We start from the raw sequence: 18,651 nt of genomic DNA on the forward strand, positions 1-18,651 counted from the left end.
GATACAACCTGAAAATTGAAAAGCCTTCAGCAAAACCTACACAGCAATCACATCCGCTGAAGGTTTGCTCAATCCAGGAAGCAGGGGATCCAAACGGAAGGCGCTTACGAATAGCCCGGGCGACTTATTTCATGTATCAAAGAGCGCCCTGGTACTTTTATAAAAGAATCACTAAAACATAACATTCAGAACAAGTCGATGATCATGAACAAACAACCCATTTTAACAAAGAAAAGCTTTACCTTTTTTCTTTTTATACTCGCGCTATACCATACAGCAATTGCTCAGGATAGGAATAGCAGCGTGTCAGAAGCGACAGGGCAGCAACTCGATTATTCAAAATTTATACATACAGTCGCTAAAAATAATCTGGGCTACGCCGCCGAAAAATTCAACCTCAGCATTGCTGAAGCCAATATCATTAGCGCCAGGGTATTTCCTGACCCTGAATTTAGTATGGGCATTTTTGATAATAGTGAGCGTACAAAACAACTGGGGCGGGGCTATAATGCGGGAATTGCATGGACACTGGAGCTGGGGGCTAAACGAAAAGCCCGGATAAACCTGGCCAAAGATGAAGCCGAGGTAACCCGTTTATTGCTAGCAGACTATTTCCGAAATTTACGTGCCGACGCTACTCTCGCATTTTTAACAGCAAAACAGCAGGCATTATTGGTAAAAATAAACCAAAATTCCTATCAGCAACTTAGGCAATTGGCCACATCGGATAGTATCCGTTATACATTGGGGAGCATCCCTGAAATAGATTTCCGCCAATCTAAATTAGAGGCCGCCAATATGCACAATACATTGCTGGCAACAGAAGCAACCTGGAAATCCGCCCTTGTAAACCTTTCCTTATTTATGGCAGACAACTCCCTTACGACAACGGGGGTACACCCAGGTGCTTTCGATCATTTGGACCGGGCATACCGCTTAGATGAACTGGTCCGAGTAGCCCAAAATGACCGCAGCGATCTAAAAGTTGTCCTGCAAAACAAACAACTTTCACAGCGCCTGTTCCAATTGGCTCAGGCCAACCGGGCGATAGACCTCGGACTTTCATTTGGCGTCACTCATAATGGAGAAGCACGAAATCAAACTGCCCCAACGCCTCAGTTTACGGCTATAAATGCAGGTATTTCAATTCCGCTAAAGTTCTCGAATTTTAAAACAGGCGATCTTAAAGCCGCAAAATTTAAGATCGATCAGGATGAGATTGCCTATCAGGACGTGCTCCTACGCATTCAGATCGAAGTTACGCAAGCGTTCCTCTCCTACCAGGCCGCTCAAAAACAGGTACAGCTATTTGACAGCGCTATGCTATCGGAAGCAAAAGCAATTTTGGAAGGAAAGGTTTACAGCTATAAAAGAGGAGAAACATCCCTACTGGAAGTTTTAAATGCCCAACGGACCTACAATGAAACACAGCTTAGCTATTATGAAGCCCGTTACAATTATGCGATCGCCTTGGTCGAACTCCAACGTACCGCCGGGATATGGGATATTCAGGAGATCTAAGCTGGAGAAATTCTGTTTTTTCCTAGTTTCTTATACATGCTTTTCAAGGAAGGCGAAATCAGTATCAGCAAAAGTACGCTGATACTGATCATGGACATGATCTCATAATAATCCATGGCATAGCGCACAAAGGATTGGATCTTGACCCGCTCAGCAACGAGCTTTAAGGCTGCCGTATGTTCCTTATACTGCAGTCCATGCTGCAAAATGCTGACAGATTCCTGCTGCAGGTACTCCCGAAATAAGGGATTGCCCACTTCCGTTTGGTCCCTAAAAACCTGTTGGTGCTGGGCATATTCAAACAACTTGAAAAAATTCTGTAAACCGATACTGCTCGTGTAGCCCAGGTATCGGATAGCAAGACAGACCGCAGCCGCGGAAGCCCCCAATTGAGGACTGACACTGGTAATGCAAAATAAGATGGTGGGTACCATAATAAGTCCTACTCCGAGTCCATGTAAAACTAAGGGTATCCAAAAATGCGCATCATTCCCCTGCCCCTCAAAGGAGAAAAACATCCATTGGTGAAACAGCAGCAAGCAACAATAGCCCGAAATCCAGATCCATTTTACGGGGCGTTGCCCAAGCATCCAATACAATGAGCCTAGAACACCAGCGACAATACCAGCAATATTAAACCACTGGATATAGGACAAATGAATAGGATCGAGTTGAATAACCTGTACGAGATATTGATTTGAGATGGTCAAGGAGAAGCGCTCGATATACATCATGTACAAAATCAATAAGCCCAAGAGAAAGTTCCTGTTTTTAAAAATCGCCAAATGAATATACACACGCCTGAGCACCATTTGCCGAACAATAAAAAGAATAAGCAACGCTAGACCTACCCCGAATATGATCAGCATGTGCCGATCGTTAAACCAATAAACTTCTTGTCCATACACCATTAAATAGCCAAAACTGACGATCACAAGACTATAGAAAATGCAGCTTGCCCAGTCTAATGAAAACAAAGGGTAAGGGCGTATATGCCGTATAGAGCGCATCGACAGCATAATCAACAATAAACCCGGTACAAATGATAAGGCAGCGTATAGATAGAGCTGATCAAAATTGAATGAATCGATAAATTCAGCCGTGACGAAAGTATTAAATGGGGAGCTGCAGAGTAACATACCAAAAAAGACAGCATAACTTACTTCCTTAGCCCGATCGCTTTTCAACCGTGAGAATATCATGGAGATCGATAAGTTTACGGCAGAAGCAAACAACATCCCTTGGAAAAAGCGCAGGCCATATACCCAGCTGATATCGGTGATGCTGTACATCAAAAAGCAATTCAATAGCTGTAGAAGATTAAAAATAATGTAGTACTGCTTGATGGGAAAGTATAAAAAAAAGCGTCGTTCTAAAACGTAGAATCCTACAAAACCAGCATAAAATAAAATGATCAGGAACTGGACATCACTGGGTTGGGCACCGTAAAATCCAGCGGTGACATTTGTATTTGCACCTGGCAGGAAAAATAAGACCATACTCGGCATCAAGCTGCTAAACAGGATAAGCTTGATCAACCACTCCGGTACCCATTCTTTAAAAATTCCTTTCACTATTTCTGCTTTTTTGATACCGACACATTCACATTCATTCCCGAAAGAAGCTGTTGCGCTCCCTTTTGCCTATCCAGCTCAATGCGCACAGGTACGCGTTGTACAATCTTCACAAAGTTGCCCGTTGCATTATCTGGCGGCAAAAGGGAGAATGCAGAACCTGTAGCTGGGGAGATGGAAATAATTTTTCCATAGAATTTTTGATCCGGATACGCGTCAGCAACCACCTCAACCCTATTGCCAAGATGCAAATAACGCAGTTGTGTTTCCTTAAAATTAGCGGTTACCCAGGTTGGGGTTTCTCTATTGACGATAAAGCCCAAAACTTCGCCAGCACTTATCATTTGACCTTTCTCAATCGTGCGTTTGCCAATCTGTCCATCGTAAGGTGCGCGAATAACGGTATAACCAACATCAAGCCTTTTACGGCCGACAGCTGCCGTTAAACGAACACGTTCGGCATCGACCACACCTTTTTTCATATCCACATCATGCACCCGTTCCTGTGAAGCCTGTAATTTATGCTTTAACGAAGCTAGCTCACTCTTATACACATCCAACGTCGCTTTTACATCCTCCAGCTGCTGAGCCGTTGCAGACTTTTCCTGAAACAAATAATTATATCGATCATATTCCAACTGTTGCTTGGTTACCCGAGCTTCCCCGGCAGCAATTGAGGTCCGTAAAGATTCATGTTCCGCCTGGAGAATTTCCTTTTGACTATGAAGAACATTGATCTCTGCAGCTTCCTTATTGACGGATGCAGCTACCTGATCAGCCTCATATTTATATTCCTTATTATCTATAAGCAACAAGGTATCACCCCGTTTAACCAATTGATGATCGTGATAATGCACAGAAACCACATATCCTCCTACCCGAGAAACAATGGGATTGATATACTGTGTTACCTGTGCATCATTTGTGTAGGTATACCGCAGTCGCATCCATAATGCTTGAGCGCCCCATAACAACAAGGCCAACAAGACAATTCCGGCCAACCAGTTGGTGATTCGAGTGAGTTGTGCCTCCACAACTGTTCTTCGTGATTTAGGTTTCATTAGATAGTACCCTTCAAAAATTCGATAAAATAATAATGTTTCTGTATCGCAATATGTGCGGTTTCAAGATCAAAAAGTGTTTTTAGGTATTGCATATCAGCATCCAAGAGATCTGTAATCAAAGCCGATGATTTAAAATACCTGTTTTTTATAATTCGTGCATTTTCCTGCGCCAACGCCTTATTGTTTTGACAGACCTCCTGCTGCTTAATAGCCAATTGATAATCCAACAAGGCCTGTAACAGCTGATTTTCCAGAATCTCCTCTTCATGATGGTGTTTTACCTCTTGTCGATCCAATGCGATCTGTGCTCCGCGCACCACGTTTTTATTGAGATAGATAGCCGAGATCGGTATGCTTAATTTGAGCCCTGTGATACTCAGATTATACCAGCTGGGATTATAGGGATACAAGAAAACCTGTGGATTGGCAAAGGTAAATGTACTGGTCAACCCCAACTCAGGAAGATAATTTGATCGCGCCTGTTTGACCGACAATTTCTTCAAAACAACTTCCTGTTCGGATTTTAGAAGGGAAAAAGCATGACTTCGCGCTTCGGCAACAAGCGCTTCATAGCTGGGGCTTTCCACTTTAAAAGGCTCAGTTAAGGGGATAATCTCTGCTGTAATACCGCCAATTAGCTGCAGCTTCTGATTTGCAGCCTGAATATCATGACCGATCTGCACGAGCAACAGTTCCCGCTTCGAAAGCTCCAACGAAATACGCAAGACGTCACTGTGTAATACCACGCCCGCCTTATACAGATGCTCAATCTCCTTGAGCTGTACCCGTTGATCAGCAATATCCTGCTCGATTAAAGATCGGTTACTATACGACAGTTCCAAATCCAAAAAAAGATTGCAAACCTCCAATTTCGTCTGCGCGGCGGCATTCTTCCAATCGATTCCGGCCAGCTCATTTTCCAGTTTTTTGGACTCAATTTTCATCAGGTCCCGATGCCCATTGTAGAGGTTCAGATAAAAATCCAGGCCGCTATCGTACAAGTAATGAATGATATCATGCTGGGAAGGTTTATTTAAAAGCCCCTGGTCATACACAGGCATATTACTTGCATAACTAGCAGAAGCTCTGGCGGAAATCTTAGGGAGCAACTCCATGCGTTGCTGCTGTACTGCCACCTCAGTTTCTTTGAGCTGCAAATAGGACTGCTCGATGTATTTACTGTTCTGTAGTGCTTTGTCGATCATGTCTTTCAGGGACATGCGCAAAGAATCGAGGGCGAAGGTGTCCGAAATAGCGCATACTAACAATCCCATGGTTAGTATGCCTTTTGCCCAATAGGGAGGAAAAAAGTTCACGTGTGCTATGTAATTTTTTTGCGTTGCAAACTTAGACACTTATTGGAACTTGGATTTCTTCACAAACGCCAATATGTTATGGAAAAAAGACATTTTTTCATCAATTCAAACAAAAAGACCAATATCTGCCAAGAAGTCCTTACAATATCCTTTTTTACAGCACATAAAAAAGGCCTTTCAAATCGTGATTTGAAAGGCCTTTCTCGATGGTATAATAATAGATTATCCGTATAAGGAATCTTCTATTGCATTCCACAGCTGGATTCTTTTTTGTAGCGCAATTTTACTGATCTCTTTCATTTCCGTCCATTTAACCTCATCGTCCTTCCCAAGATCTGTGATCATCTGCATCGCCAACGGTCCATGCTCGTCGCCGTCAAGATCAATATGGCGTTGAAAATAATAAATAAAGCTATCCAGATTGGCTGTAGGAAAGTTTGTTTTAATTTCTTCCAAAATAGAAGTAAACATTCCCGGAATAAGGTCTTCACGTCCAAATGTAAATGCTGCGGCAATTTTATGCACCTCGCCCTCAGCAATCACTTCGAATGTAAAATTCAAAAAGTCTTTGATCCGCTTGTCCAATGTGGTCGTTGCAATGACATCGAATATGTTGTTCGATTTTTTGGCTTGAGCAATAAATTTGTTGACCAGATGAAGGTCGGCACCCATGGCATCCATGGCGTCCAGATACATCTCAAAGTGGCTCAAACGGCGGCCATCAATGTATTCATCCGACTCCTCAGCCAAGACAATTTCGTTGATTAGATAGCGTGTTGATGGATGCTCACTCGCAAACCAAGGTAAAGTCGTACAGGTCAATTTAATCTGTAAAGCTTTTAGTAAAGACATAAAATCCCATACAGCGTACACATGCCCTTCTGTAAAAGAACGTAGATTCTTGATCGTTTTGATCTTACGATATAAAGGGTGTTGCAATAATACCTCGCGTTCGGTAGCAATGTATTCGTTAATTTCCGCAATTCTATTCATGGCGCAAAAGTATTGTCTTATCTCTATTTTTAAAAGTATTTTCGATGAGATTACAGTAACATGATAAATTTTTCGCCCTGCTATCCGCTTCATAACCAAATCACAGCCAACAACGCGCCTCGCTTTTGACCTCCCTATTCCGGTTGCTAACGCTCCTTTACCCTTAAAAACAAAAATATTTTTAATTATAAAAAATAATCTACTATATTTGTAGAGTATTCAGAATTGCATGATGCAATACCAACCGAGTGCAGGCACCGCGGTGGTAAATTAATACGGGTTTCGACCAAAATAAACGTCGCAGAACGATTATTTTCCCAACAAGATCTGGATACAGTTTATGGTTTAATCCTTTAAATTTTTAAATTGTATGGCTACTACAACAAATCTTTACCAACACTTACTGGAAAAATTCAGTTATTACTCAACAGATGAACTGATCCAGCTCAACAATGACACCATCTTAGGACAAGGCTGGGGTTCAGCCAAGGCAACCTTTAGAACAGCTTTGATCAGTACGTTCTCCAAAAGAGGACTGGATCTTTCCAACATCATTTCCAAGGAAGACGGTTTTACCTCGGTGAAGCATGTCCCTGTACGCTTGGAACAGAATGTCCTGATTCCTTTACAGTAATCGTTATCGACAAAAAAAAGCGCGCATCGAAAGGACTTCGTGCGCGCTGCTGTGGTTGGTTTAGGAAATTGCCGATTTAAAAGAAGGCGATAATCTTATTATTTATAGTTTGGATTCTGAATTAACACACCTGCGCTTTTCTCAATTTCTGTTTGTGGTAATGGCCAGCGGTAAAATTTGTCCTCAAAATGATAGGGCACTTTACTGTCTTTGACCGCATTGAGTACTTCGCCTGCGATATGCCAACGAATCAGGTCGTAATGCCGTAGTCCTTCGAAAGCAAGTTCAACCCTTCTTTCGTGGCGGATACGGTCGCGCATTTTTTCCTTGTTATAACCGGCAGGAAACCCGGGCATCTGAACGCGGCTCCTCAGGGTATTCATAGCATCGTAAACCGATTGATCTGGCCCGGCGATTTCATTTTGTGCTTCGGCATACATCAATAACACCTCTCCAAACCGCAGTACAACCGCATCCTGTTGGCTCAATGTTGAAAAGCCAAAAGGTAAGTTGGCCGGATCCAAAAATTTCAATACCCCATAACCTGTAGGCCGCGGATTGGACGGTGTATGGATCTTACCGCCGCCAAAGTCGGGATGATCCACGAAAATTGTTTTGCTCAAGCGCGGATCCCTATCTTTGAAGGGATTGGCTCGGTCAGTCAAGGGTGATTCACCATAAGGCAGACCATCTTTGCATTCATAGGTATCCACCAGGTTTTGTAAAGGTGAAGCAGCGATCCAGTCGCCTAGGTACATGTCCCAGGGGGCTGTATTATTCGGTGCCAGAAAATTGACCGAAAAGATAATCTCGGTATTGTTCTTCTGTGTTGCATCGCGAAAGACATTTTCAAAAGCCGTACTCAGGGTATACTCTTTCATGACATCGGTGCATAAGTCTTTTACCTCTTTCAAGATTGCTAAATCGGGCACCCCTTTGTCACCATAAGCCGCAAACAGTAAAACCCGTGCTTTCAAGGCTTTTGCTGAACTTGCGGTCGCATGCCCCCCATTATTGAAATAAGGTTTAGCCGCTAAGTTAGCGATCCCAAAATCCAGATCAGCGCGAATCTGTTTTAGGATATTCTCCGCACTTTCCTTTGGCTGACGTTGATTCTCCAGACTAAGGGAAGTCAGCACAAGCGGCACCTCACCATAAATACTGTACAATTGGAAATAAACAAAAGCACGGATAAAGCGGGCTTCGGCTTCCATATTTTTCTTCTCTGCATCGTTCATATCGGAGCCGTTATAGCCCTGAAGCTTCTCGATCAGGCGATTGGCACGTCCTATTCCCACATAAGCATCGTTATAAATTCCGGTTTCATACCCCCCTGTGGTCGGATTTAAATTCCCACCTACGATTTCATTGACGCTACCTGAGTTGAACTGATTGTAGCCATTGTCGGTCAGACAGTCCCGGAAAGGCATCCCATAGGAGAACGTCTCACTCTGCAATGACGCGTATACACCGGCCAATGCATTATCAAAATCCGATTTTTTGCTAAAATAGTTGTCCGAAGCAATCTGATCCAAAGGATTGAGGTCCAAGGCACTGTTACAGGAACCCAAAAATAGTCCGGATAGCATCAACGCTGTTATAAATTTCTTTTTCATAGCACTTAAAAGTTAACTTGTACACCAAATGAATAAATCTTGTTTTGTGGATACTGTACCAGATCACCATTTCCATAACGTTCAGGGTCCAAGCCCTTAAATTTGGTCGCAGTAAGGAGGTTATCACCCGAAAAATAAACCCTTAGGCGGTCAATTTTATATTTTTTCAACAGCCCTTCAGGTAAAGTGTATCCGAACACAAGATTTTTCAACCTGAAGTATGAAGCATCCTGTATAAAATAACTGGAAGCACGGCTGAATTTCTCCGGAGCACTCCAACCCCAATAAATACGGGGCATCGTTGTCGAAGGGTTTTCAGGTGTCCAACGGTCTAACCAATCTTTTGTCGGCGGGCTACCCTGTACAAATGGCGTTACGCCCCAGCCAGAAACATAGGATTTGACGCCATATACTCCTTGTAAAAGAGCCGAAAAGTCAAAGCCCTTAAAACTTGCACTTAGATTAAAGCTATAGTTCAGTTTTGGATCTACACCGGAAATAATTGTTCTGTCGTTCGCATCTATTTTTCCGTCCCCGTTGACATCCCGATACTTAAGATCTCCTGGCAGTGTATTATCATTAAACTGCTTAGGCGAACCTGCTACTTCTGCTTCTGACTGGAATATGCCAATGACTTCGTAGGTATAAAAGCTGTCCATTGCATAGCCATTTTTTTTGATCGTATAGCCGCCGATTTCAGGCTCGCCAAATTTGACCAGCTTGTTTTTGAAACGATCGAGGTTTGCACCTAGCTGATAGCGTAACCCTTCCAATGCTCCCGTAGTAATCTGATTACGATAGGTAATTCCCAACTCAACACCTTTATTCTCGACAATCCCATCATTTACATAAGGTGCTCCCAAACCAACGATTGCAGTAATCTGTGACTGTCTTAGAATATCGGTCGTTCTCTTTTTATACCAGTCAAAGGTGATATCTAAATTTTTAAACAGACTCAGGTCCAATCCCACATCGGTCATCGTTGTTGTTTCCCATTTGATAATCGGGTTGTTTAATCCCTGTTGAGCAACACCTGAATTTAGCGTACTATTGTCAAAAGAATAATTTCCGGTCAGTCCCAATACGGGTTGATACGGATAGTTGCCGGTATTCTGATTTCCGAGTTGGCCCCAGGATCCACGGATCTTCAAATTATCCAACCAACCGGAAGCGAATTCCTTGACAAAAGACTCTTCCGATACACGCCAGCCTGCAGAGAAAGAAGGAAACGCTGCCCAACGGTTTTTACCGTAAAACTTGGAACTACCATCGTAGCGCATATTGGCTTCCAAGAGGTATTTCCCTTGATAATCATAGTTCAATCGGCCGAAATAAGAGATCAGCGCCCATTGGTTGGCGGTTCCGTTTGCCCGTTGAATATCCGATCCCCCCGCATTTAATTCCGTTAGCGTATCGTCGACAAAATTCTGTCTGAAGCCCTGAAGGTAGGTATACTTACTTTTTTCAATGCTATATCCGGCCTGAGCTTTGAGGTGGTGTGCCCCAAACGCGCGATCATAGTTCAGGTAAGTAAATAAATTGGTGTATATTGTTTGCTGATCCTGATCCGTAAGGCCCTTTCCAAGATCCAGTGTTGTTCCGAGCGTGCCCGTATGGTAGTAATATTCATCCAACGTTGATTTATAATCCTTGTACTTGTCCATATTGAAATTATAGGCACCTTTGGTATACCAGGAAAGACCTTTAAACAACTGTACCTCCATCCAAGCCTGTAAATTGGCTGCATAGTCATCGGTATTGTACGTGAATTTCCGATCCAATACGGCCATAGGGTTTTTATTGTTGTACTCCCAGTCGTAAGCTTTGTACGTGTACCGTCCGCTACCATCCGGCAAAAATGGGCCATAGGTTGGTGCCTGCGACATGGCCGACAGGAAGAGGTCTTTGGATCCCCCTGGAATAGATTCGGTATGCCCAGTTTTGAGCAAGATATTTGTTCCGAATTTAATACCTTCCGAGATTTTGGTCGTCAGGTTTAGGCGGGCGGAATAACGGTCGTAGTTAAAACCTTTGATCATTCCATCCTGATTGACGTAACCCAAGCCAACATTAAAGGTTGTCTTCTCGTTTCCGCCCTGGATACCAAGATTATGGGTATAAGTGGGTTTCGTTTGGAAAATAAGCCCCAGCCAGTCCGTATTTGGATATTTTATAGGATCGTTGCTATTGCGATAGGCAGCAATCACATCGGCGGGATATAGGCCATCGTTGAGATTGGAATTCTTACGTGCTTCGTTGTATAATTCCATATACTGCGCCGAATTGGTGATCAGATCAAACATTTTCGTGGGCTTATAGATACCCACATTTCCGTCATACTGGACGGTTGTTTTTCCCGATTTCCCTTGTTTCGTCGTGATCAGAATAACGCCATTGGCTGCACGCGAGCCGTAGATTGCTGCGGAGGCTGCATCTTTCAGCACACTGACATTTTCAATATCATTGGGATTGACGTCGGAGAATTTGCCCTGTACACCATCAATCAGCACCAGAGGATCCGATCCCGCGCCGCTAAAGGTGCCCTTACCACGAATGCGGATGGATACACCTTCATTGCCCGGTTCTCCCGACCCTTGATTGATTTGTACGCCCGGGATTGCCCCCTGCAGCATGGAAGCCGTATTGACAACGGGTCGTTTGATCATATCTTTGCCACTCACTGTAGCCACGGCACCGGTTAGGTTTACTTTCTTTTGCGTACCGTAACCGACCACAACAACCTCTTCCAAACTCGATGAAGCGTCGTTCAGCTGCACATTCACGGTTCCCTCATTGGCAGCAACAGCCATTTCCCTGGTTTCAAATCCCAGTGAAGAGAACGTCAGTACGGCAGTTCCACCCGTCAGGCTGAGCTCGAATTGTCCCTGCTGATCCGTCTGCGTTTCCAGCGTTGCATTTTTGACCCGTACTGTCACACCGGGTAGCGGGCGCCCTGTATTGTCCAGCACTTTTCCTTTTATTGTACGCTGTTGACTTATCCTATCAAGGATGGTGGAAGGGGCTTTTTCTGTTGGGGCAAAACGACGGTCTGTCGTCCTTAGTGATGCTGCTGAGCCCGTGTAGGGTACAGCTATCGAAAGACAGAGTGCCATTATACTGGCCTCAGGACCGAAGGACAGGCCCTTGATCAAAGGCCATTGTCTTGTCTTTTCTGTTTTCATATTTACTTTTTTTGTTTATAAGGTGCTTTTATCTTGAAATTTTTGACACAAAGCATCCCCTATCATGCAAAAAATTGCATGATCCAATTCGGTTGAGGACGCTATGTTTTGTTATTTTTCTTTTGTACGATAGGCGATCCAGTTATGATCTATACATACGTTAAGTTGTTGTGATTTGGGTGAATAAATCTGATAGTTCAGTATCTTACCATCTTTCCATTCCATATCTAGTGAGTGATTTCCCTTGATGCGCATGCCCCTCACCCGGCCTTCTTTTTTCCAGGCCTGAGGCACCGCCGGTAGAAGATACACCGTATCCTGATGAGACTGCACCAGCATCTCGGCAATGCCAGCTGCTCCACCAAAATTACCATCGATCTGAAATGGAGGGCCTGCTGTTAGCAAATTGGCGTAAACACCACCACCGGCGCCATAATTGATATGTGTATCGACACGTGGGGTCATGAGTTGCCGAAATAATTTATAAGCCCGTTCGCCTTCATGCAATCTGGTCCAAAAGAGTAGTTTATGAGCAATGGCCCAACTCGGTCCGTCATCCCCCCGCACATCTAAGCTTTTTTTAGCGGCAAGCTGCCAGTCTGGATGTTCATCATAACGAATCAGATAGCCCGGATACAAACCGTACAGATGCGAGATATGCCGATGCTGCGGATCCACTTCTTCATAATCTTCGATCCATTCCATGATGCGACCATCTTTGGCGAGCTGCACAGCTGGTGCTAAGCGTTTCAGTTGCGCCGCAACCTGCGTTAAAAAAGGATCCGATTGTTTGCCCAATAATCCCGCTGCATGGATGATATTTTCAAATAATTCCCGTACGATCTGATTATCTATCGTTGGTCCCATCGTGACATTTGCCTGCTGCCCATTGGGGAGCTTGAAGGAATTTTCGGGAGATACCGAGGGCGAAGTCAACAGCCAGCCCTTGGTTGGATGTTCGGTCAGGGCACTGGAGTAAAACTGTGCTGCCCCATAGAGAATCGGGTATATCCGCCGTAGATAGTCGATATCTTCGGTATAGAGGTAATGTTCCCAGAGGTTATTGCAGAGCCAGCCCGAGCCCGCATTGGCAATTCCCCAGGAAGCAGACTCTCCGGGTTCGGTATAGCCCCATACATTGGTGATCACATGGGCTACCCAGCCCGGTGCGTTATAATACGCTTTCGCGGTTTTTGCTCCCGGAGCCATAAGGCCTTCCACAAGCCCCACCAAGGGTTCATTGAGCTCGCCCAAATTGGCCGCACCGAGGTGCCAATGGTTCATCTGCACATTGATATCCAGGTGGTAGTCCCCATTCCAGGGGGTCTGAATCTGATTTGCCCATAAGCCCTGTAAGTTTGGTGGTAGCAAGCCTAAGCGCGTACTGCTGATACTAAGGTAGCGACCATACTGATAGAATAGCGCTGCTAATCCTGGATCCTGATCCGGTTCTTTACCGAAGGCCACCAAACGCTCATCGGTCGGTAAGTCATCTTTCGACTGCCCCAATCGGAGCGACAAACGGTTGAACTTTGCCAAGTAGTTTCGTAGATGTTCGGCATACTGCTGGCTATAGGATTTTTTCAACGCCTTTGTTAGCGTTTCAGCTGTCGCACGCTCAAAATCCTTACCTTTAAAATCAGTATCTGTTGCCACGTAAATCAGCACTTCGTCAGCCTGTTGAATAACAATAGATTGTCCTTTTACCAGCTGTTTCCCTCCTTTTATCTGCGCGCGGACACGTGTTTTAAACTGCATTCCTTTACCGTCCACACCATTGTCCAATTGCCCGAATAAAATAAGCTCGCCATTCTCGGTCTTGGCAGTTGCCCTTTCGGGGCGGTCAATCTTGATTTCCAGGCTTAGCTGTCCTTTTTTGCTACTCTGTAAACGAATAACGCCCAGGTCATCAGCAAAGCTTGTCCAATATTCGCGGCTATACCTGACGCCTTTGAGCTCATAGCTTGTTTTTGCCATCGCCTTATCGAGGTCCAATTCCCGGCGATAGTTCTGCACTGCGTTGAGATCCGTTTGTCCGTCAAAGGCAAGCATCAGATTGCCGAGCACTTGATAACAGCCCCATTGCTTACCGCCCGATCCGGGGCCCTTGCAGATAAAATGCTGGTCTATCAGACGCTGAGCAAGGTCGTTTTTTCCGCTTTTGATCAGATTTCGAATACTATCCAAATACCTGCTGGCCTCATAATTATTGGCATCCTGAGGGCTTCCCGACCATAGGGTGATATCATTGAGCACAATATGGTCATTCTTCAATCCACCATCGGGCATCATGCCAATTTTTCCATTGCCCAAGGGTAAGGTCTCCTCCCATTGTTTTGCCGGCTGCCGATACCAAAGTTTGCCGCCCTGCACCTGCCCAAATAAGTTGCCCGAAAAAAAGAAAACCACAAGCGTGCATAGTAACAGACCTTTCCGAAGATTTATTTTTGATGATCTATTCATGTGGTTTTAGTTTTTTGTCCAGTCATCAGTTCGGAAGGGAGATCCGGGTATCCCGGCTTCGTTGTATAAAGTCAGGTCCGGGTTATCGGCCCAGCCGTAGCGCACTGCGACGGGCGATGGTACTTCCTTGGCAGATACGATCAGCTTATTTCCGATCTGTTTGACTTCTGCAGGATAAAAAACCTGATCGGCACCAGCAATTGTGAAACTACCGTTGCGGTTATCCGCTCCTTTCAGCACAAGCTTTTTGCCCATGAGGTTAAAACTAAGTTCCATTTCCGCAGCTTTTGTCGTCCAATGCTCAAGAACAGGTCCCGAATAAGGGATCTTTTTCCCATAAAGCTGCGCTGTTGCAATCCAGCCAAGCCTTCTACCGACATCCTGCTTATTTTTCGGATGGATATCCTGTGCATCGCCGATATCCGTTATAACAGCCATACCTGTATAAGGCAATTTGAGTGTTTGGCGCTGCGCTTCCCGTAATCTCGCCCAGGAAGAAGGCTGCGGTGTTACACTTTTCGCCTTAAAGTTGGCCAGTTGAACAAAATAAAAAGGCATCTTTTCATTGTTCCACTGCTGGCGCCAGTCCTGAATCAGTGCGGGCAGCAGTTGCTGATAAGGAGCGTCTTTTGAATCTGCGTTACTTTCACCCTGGTACCAAATGGCGCCTTTTATTTTAAAATCCACAAAAGGTTTAACCATGGCATTGTAGAGCACAGTCGGTCTGTTGGGCCCCTCCATCGCATTAGGTTTTGCCGGCAGCTTCGCCAGATCATAACCTACTTTGCATTTCCAGTCTCCAACGAGAGACAGCTGTTCGCCATTTGGCCCTTCCAGTCGCGGTTGTTCTGTTCCGCCATATATTCCACCATCGCCGGCTCCATCAAATACGCGAACAGCGATATGCAATAGGCTGCCGTTGTTGGCCGCTGCAGGAACAGTATACTTCCGAATCTGGTCGTAACCGACAGTTTCACCCACTTTTGTACCATTGACATAAGTGATGTCATTGTCATCAATCGCTCCCAAAATCAACTTGAGGGGTTTACCTTGCCAATGTGCCGGTAGTTCAACGTCTTTGCCAAAATAAACGACACCATCCATTCCCGGAAACAGGTTCTTGTCAAAAAAGCTCGGAATAGTAATCGTCGACCAGCTGCTTTTATCCAATTGTGGGGCAAACCACTCGCCCTGCGTTGCTGTCTTCACCTGATCCTGCTGCTCGGCGACGCGATTCCATTCGGCCAGATCTTTCGCATAGATTTCCTGTGCATCCGGACGTTGAATTTTTTCAATGGCCGCCGTATAGGTTGAAAAAGGTGAAAGTGCCTCCCTGCTCATCCAGGCTTCAATAATTGTTCCGCCCCAGGAGGAATGGATCAGGCCAATGGGAATGCCTGTTTTCTCGTAGATCTCGCGTGCAAAAAAATAGGCTGTCGCCGAAAACTCCGGAATACTTTGTGGCGTCACTGGATTCCATCCACCGGACTCCACCTTCACTGCGGTGGTAGGTTGATTGGCGGTTGCTTTTGGAATCTGCAAAATACGAATATTGGGAAAGTTGGCTGCTTTGATTTCCTGCTCAAAGTTATTGATCTTACCCCAGCCCGCCAGGGGCATTTCCATATTTGACTGTCCTGAACAAAACCAGACTTCACCGATCAGAATATTTTTTAGGATCAATTGATCACCATCGTTGATGGTAATTTGGTAGGGTCCGCCGTATTTCGGTGTCTCCAGATAGACTTGCCAGCCTCCCTGCTGATCGACCTCAACCTGATAGTTCTTGTTGTTCCAGCTGCTGTTTACGCTAAGTTCCTTGCCGACTGCGGTACTGGTTCCCCAGATCTTGACCTTTTCTTTCTGCTGCAGCACCATATTGTCGCCAATAAAAGCTGGCAGCTGTACTTTGGCCTGTAGGGTAGAAAACCCACTGGCAACGCTGAGTAGCAGGGCCAACAAAGTCCGTTTATACTGTTTAGGTTTTATCATGATTTTTGAGTTTGTTGCTCAATTGGGTTTATACATTTGGCACATCCAAAGTCCCGGCTGTTGGAGTCGGAGCTTCAGATGTACCACCGTTATTTTTTAAAGTGCCGATATTTTTAGTAAAACACTGGGACGGTTGCTATTCAGGTCTGGATTTACGCCAACTTTCATCAGGTAGTCGCCCGAATAAGTTTGTCCCTGACCTAAGCTCGACTTGGTTCCCGGATACAGGTTGATCTCCTCCACCCGGTATTGCTTTTGGGCATCCAGTCCTTTTAAACGGACAGGATCGGTTGTTCCGATACCATAGCGGTTATTGACCAGGTAGTTGAAGATGACAGCCTCGGTTTTTTGGCTATTCACGTAGCTGAGGGCGGCAAAGTCACCTTCACGTGGATCGGCCAAACGATATTGCTCCCCATGCCAGATTGTTCCTTTAAGCGCGTCATAATTCTTTACCGCCTGCTGGCAGAATAACAGATCCTCTTCTTTCAGGTGGCTCACCACAATATCAAAACCCAGTTTACCCATCATCGCTACATCCGTACGGAATTTGAGGGACTGTTTTCCCCAGTCGGTCACATGGTTTGAGGTGCTGATTGCCGGGAAAAAGTACGAATACTCGTACTGCATAAAAATACGTTCCAAAGGGTCTGTATTGTCCGAAGGCCAAAATTCGGTAAAGTACCGTAGTGCCGCATAGTCCACGCGACCACCACCGCCCGAACATAACATCATCGGCACTTTCGGATACTTCGAACGAATGCGCTCCAACACTTTATAAAGGCCTTCCACATAAGAAACATAGAAAGCACCCTGGTCTTTTAGAAATGCGGAATGCGCATTGTAAATGACCGCATTACAGTCCCATTTGATATAGGCCAATGCCGGGTTTTTGGTAAACAGGTCGTCCAGAATCTGGAAAACAAAATCCTGCACCTTGGGATTTGTCAGATCCAGGATCAACTGATTACGGAAGTAATGTTCTTCCCGCTGCGGCTGTTTGACGACCCAATCCGGATGTTGCTCGTAGAGTTCGGATTTTGGGCTAACCATTTCGGGTTCTACCCAGATCCCAAATTTAACGCCCTGCTTGGTCGCTTCTTCCACAAGTGTCGCGATACCATTGGGTAGTTTTGTCCGGTTCGGTTGCCAATCTCCTAGACTGGAGTGATCGCTGTTACGCGGATATTTATTTCCAAACCAGCCATCATCCAATAAAAATAGATCTACGCCTAGTTTCTTGGTATCCTGGAGCAAACCTTTTAATTTTTGTTCATTAAAATCAAAGTAGGTCGCCTCCCAATTGTTGAGTAAAGTCAGCCGTTCGCCATTTCCATCCAGCAGTTGATATTTACGGGCCCAATTGTGCAGATTTCGGGAGGCGGTGCCTTTTCCCTTCGTCGACAAGGTATAGATCAATTTGGGTGTTGTAAACTCCTGGTTGCTGGCTAATTTTACATTGGAAGCATAGTTATTTATGCCGGCAATGATACGCAGGTTATTGAGGTAATCCACTTCAAAATCCACCTTAAAATTTCCACTATACCCAAGGCTTGCCATCAGTACTGTTCCTTCATCTTCGGATGCCGCCTTGCCCAGTGACACCATAAAGGAAGGTGGCTGGAATAAATTCGCGCGCGTTCCGAGCTTACTGTCCAGCACTTTAATGCCATGTGTTAACGGAGCCTCGTCCACCTGCATTTCTTTTGCCCAGTCGCCATGGTACTGCCGTAGCCAATACGCGTTGGAGCGCAGGGTCAGATTGGCCGAAGCAAATTTTTCCAGCGTGACGACTTTCTTTTCCTTATTCTGGATCGTTGCCCACTGTTCAATGATATCTTCATTCAAAAACGATTTATAGTGTAAAACGACATAAATATCGTATACCGGATCTTTTAGGGTGATATCAAGCTGTTTGACATTGGTATCCAGGTTTTTCACCGCATGCTTTTCATAGCGCAGGTCCAGGGAACGGTTACCATCGGCATGAACGACACTGATGGCTGGTTCCAGTAGGTTTTTCGAACCTGAGGGGGTATACGCCGCATTGGAGAGGCCACTATAATCTGTCAATTGCTTATAACCACTTGCAATGGTCGAGTACTCTTTAGAATCACTCAATTTTTCACCGTAATAGAGCATTTTCAGTGTTTTCGTGGAATCGTACTCCAACACTAAGGCATTCGATCGGGTTTCAATAGGAATCTGTTTGGACTGCGCCTGTGCCTCCAGATGGACAAGCCCCTGGGTCATCAAAAGCCCGAGTACAACATGTTTAAAATGATGGGTTGGCATA

11 protein-coding genes and 1 riboswitch are annotated in these 18,651 nt (G+C 45.0%); of the genes, 2 read left to right on the forward strand and 9 right to left on the reverse strand.

The features are described from left to right. The first annotated feature begins 204 nt into the window (after positions 1 to 204). On the forward strand, positions 205 to 1,521 hold the full coding sequence (locus K2F45_RS21570) for a TolC family protein (protein WP_248932422.1): 1,317 nt from the start codon (positions 205 to 207) through the stop codon (positions 1,519 to 1,521). Here the strand turns inward: K2F45_RS21570 and K2F45_RS21575 are convergent. From K2F45_RS21575 to K2F45_RS21590, 4 genes are all read right to left on the reverse strand, one after another. Then, positions 1,518 to 3,095, reverse strand: a complete 1,578-nt coding sequence (locus K2F45_RS21575) for an efflux MFS transporter permease (RefSeq protein WP_248932423.1) — start codon at positions 3,093 to 3,095, stop codon at positions 1,518 to 1,520. The genes K2F45_RS21570 and K2F45_RS21575 overlap by 4 nt on opposite strands. Then, a complete protein-coding gene (locus K2F45_RS21580; RefSeq protein ID WP_248932424.1) occupies positions 3,095 to 4,156 on the reverse strand; it encodes an HlyD family secretion protein in 1,062 nt (353 codons plus the stop codon). Before K2F45_RS21580 ends, K2F45_RS21575 begins: the two co-directional genes overlap by 1 nt. After that, on the reverse strand, positions 4,156 to 5,433 hold the full coding sequence (locus K2F45_RS21585; protein WP_248932425.1) for a TolC family protein: 1,278 nt from the start codon (positions 5,431 to 5,433) through the stop codon (positions 4,156 to 4,158). Before K2F45_RS21585 ends, K2F45_RS21580 begins: the two co-directional genes overlap by 1 nt. A gap of 264 nt (positions 5,434 to 5,697) precedes the next feature. Beyond that, complete coding sequence (locus tag K2F45_RS21590; protein WP_248932426.1) at positions 5,698 to 6,468, reverse strand: DUF3050 domain-containing protein; 771 nt, start codon at positions 6,466 to 6,468, stop codon at positions 5,698 to 5,700. Positions 6,469 to 6,678: 210 nt separating this feature from the next. Then, positions 6,679 to 6,772: riboswitch (SAM-I-IV-variant riboswitch) on the forward strand. A 66-nt stretch (positions 6,773 to 6,838) separates the two neighbouring features. Between K2F45_RS21590 and K2F45_RS21595 the strand changes: the two genes are divergently transcribed. Then, entirely contained in the window at positions 6,839 to 7,102 is a 264-nt protein-coding gene (locus K2F45_RS21595; protein WP_070567048.1) for a 5-oxoprolinase, read from the forward strand. 98 nt (positions 7,103 to 7,200) lie between these two features. On the opposite strand, the gene K2F45_RS21600 is transcribed toward K2F45_RS21595, so the two are convergent. The 5 genes from K2F45_RS21600 to K2F45_RS21620 form a co-directional block, all read right to left on the reverse strand. Then, complete coding sequence (locus K2F45_RS21600; protein ID WP_248932427.1) at positions 7,201 to 8,718, reverse strand: RagB/SusD family nutrient uptake outer membrane protein; 1,518 nt, start codon at positions 8,716 to 8,718, stop codon at positions 7,201 to 7,203. Between the two features lie 5 nt (positions 8,719 to 8,723). After that, positions 8,724 to 11,900 carry a SusC/RagA family TonB-linked outer membrane protein gene (locus tag K2F45_RS21605; RefSeq protein ID WP_248932428.1) on the reverse strand — a complete coding sequence of 1,059 codons (3,177 nt, stop codon included), beginning with the start codon at positions 11,898 to 11,900 and terminating at the stop codon, positions 8,724 to 8,726. Between the two features lie 111 nt (positions 11,901 to 12,011). Further along, a complete protein-coding gene (locus tag K2F45_RS21610) occupies positions 12,012 to 14,363 on the reverse strand; it encodes a glycoside hydrolase family 95 protein (RefSeq protein ID WP_248932429.1) in 2,352 nt (783 codons plus the stop codon). Positions 14,364 to 14,369: 6 nt separating this feature from the next. Further along, positions 14,370 to 16,355 carry a sialate O-acetylesterase gene (locus tag K2F45_RS21615; RefSeq protein WP_248932430.1) on the reverse strand — a complete coding sequence of 662 codons (1,986 nt, stop codon included), beginning with the start codon at positions 16,353 to 16,355 and terminating at the stop codon, positions 14,370 to 14,372. Positions 16,356 to 16,451: 96 nt separating this feature from the next. Further along, complete coding sequence (locus tag K2F45_RS21620) at positions 16,452 to 18,650, reverse strand: alpha-galactosidase (RefSeq protein WP_248932431.1); 2,199 nt, start codon at positions 18,648 to 18,650, stop codon at positions 16,452 to 16,454. Position 18,651: the final 1 nt, after the last annotated feature.

Origin of the sequence: Sphingobacterium siyangense (assembly GCF_023277505.1) — a bacterium.
Lineage (GTDB): Bacteria > Bacteroidota > Bacteroidia > Sphingobacteriales > Sphingobacteriaceae > Sphingobacterium > Sphingobacterium siyangense.

What these genes read in the sequence shown, in the direction of transcription:
- K2F45_RS21610 (WP_248932429.1), bottom strand. Translation starts at nt 14,363, where the DNA reads ATGAATAGATCATCAAAAATAAATCTTCGGAAAGGTCTGTTACTATGC.
- K2F45_RS21570 (WP_248932422.1), top strand. Translation starts at nt 205, where the DNA reads ATGAACAAACAACCCATTTTAACAAAGAAAAGCTTTACCTTTTTTCTT.
- K2F45_RS21605 (WP_248932428.1), bottom strand. Translation starts at nt 11,900, where the DNA reads ATGAAAACAGAAAAGACAAGACAATGGCCTTTGATCAAGGGCCTGTCC.
- K2F45_RS21585 (WP_248932425.1), bottom strand. Translation starts at nt 5,433, where the DNA reads ATGGGATTGTTAGTATGCGCTATTTCGGACACCTTCGCCCTCGATTCT.
- K2F45_RS21595 (WP_070567048.1), top strand. Translation starts at nt 6,839, where the DNA reads ATGGCTACTACAACAAATCTTTACCAACACTTACTGGAAAAATTCAGT.
- K2F45_RS21600 (WP_248932427.1), bottom strand. Translation starts at nt 8,718, where the DNA reads ATGAAAAAGAAATTTATAACAGCGTTGATGCTATCCGGACTATTTTTG.
- K2F45_RS21620 (WP_248932431.1), bottom strand. Translation starts at nt 18,650, where the DNA reads ATGCCAACCCATCATTTTAAACATGTTGTACTCGGGCTTTTGATGACC.
- K2F45_RS21590 (WP_248932426.1), bottom strand. Translation starts at nt 6,468, where the DNA reads ATGAATAGAATTGCGGAAATTAACGAATACATTGCTACCGAACGCGAG.
- K2F45_RS21615 (WP_248932430.1), bottom strand. Translation starts at nt 16,355, where the DNA reads ATGATAAAACCTAAACAGTATAAACGGACTTTGTTGGCCCTGCTACTC.
- K2F45_RS21580 (WP_248932424.1), bottom strand. Translation starts at nt 4,156, where the DNA reads ATGAAACCTAAATCACGAAGAACAGTTGTGGAGGCACAACTCACTCGA.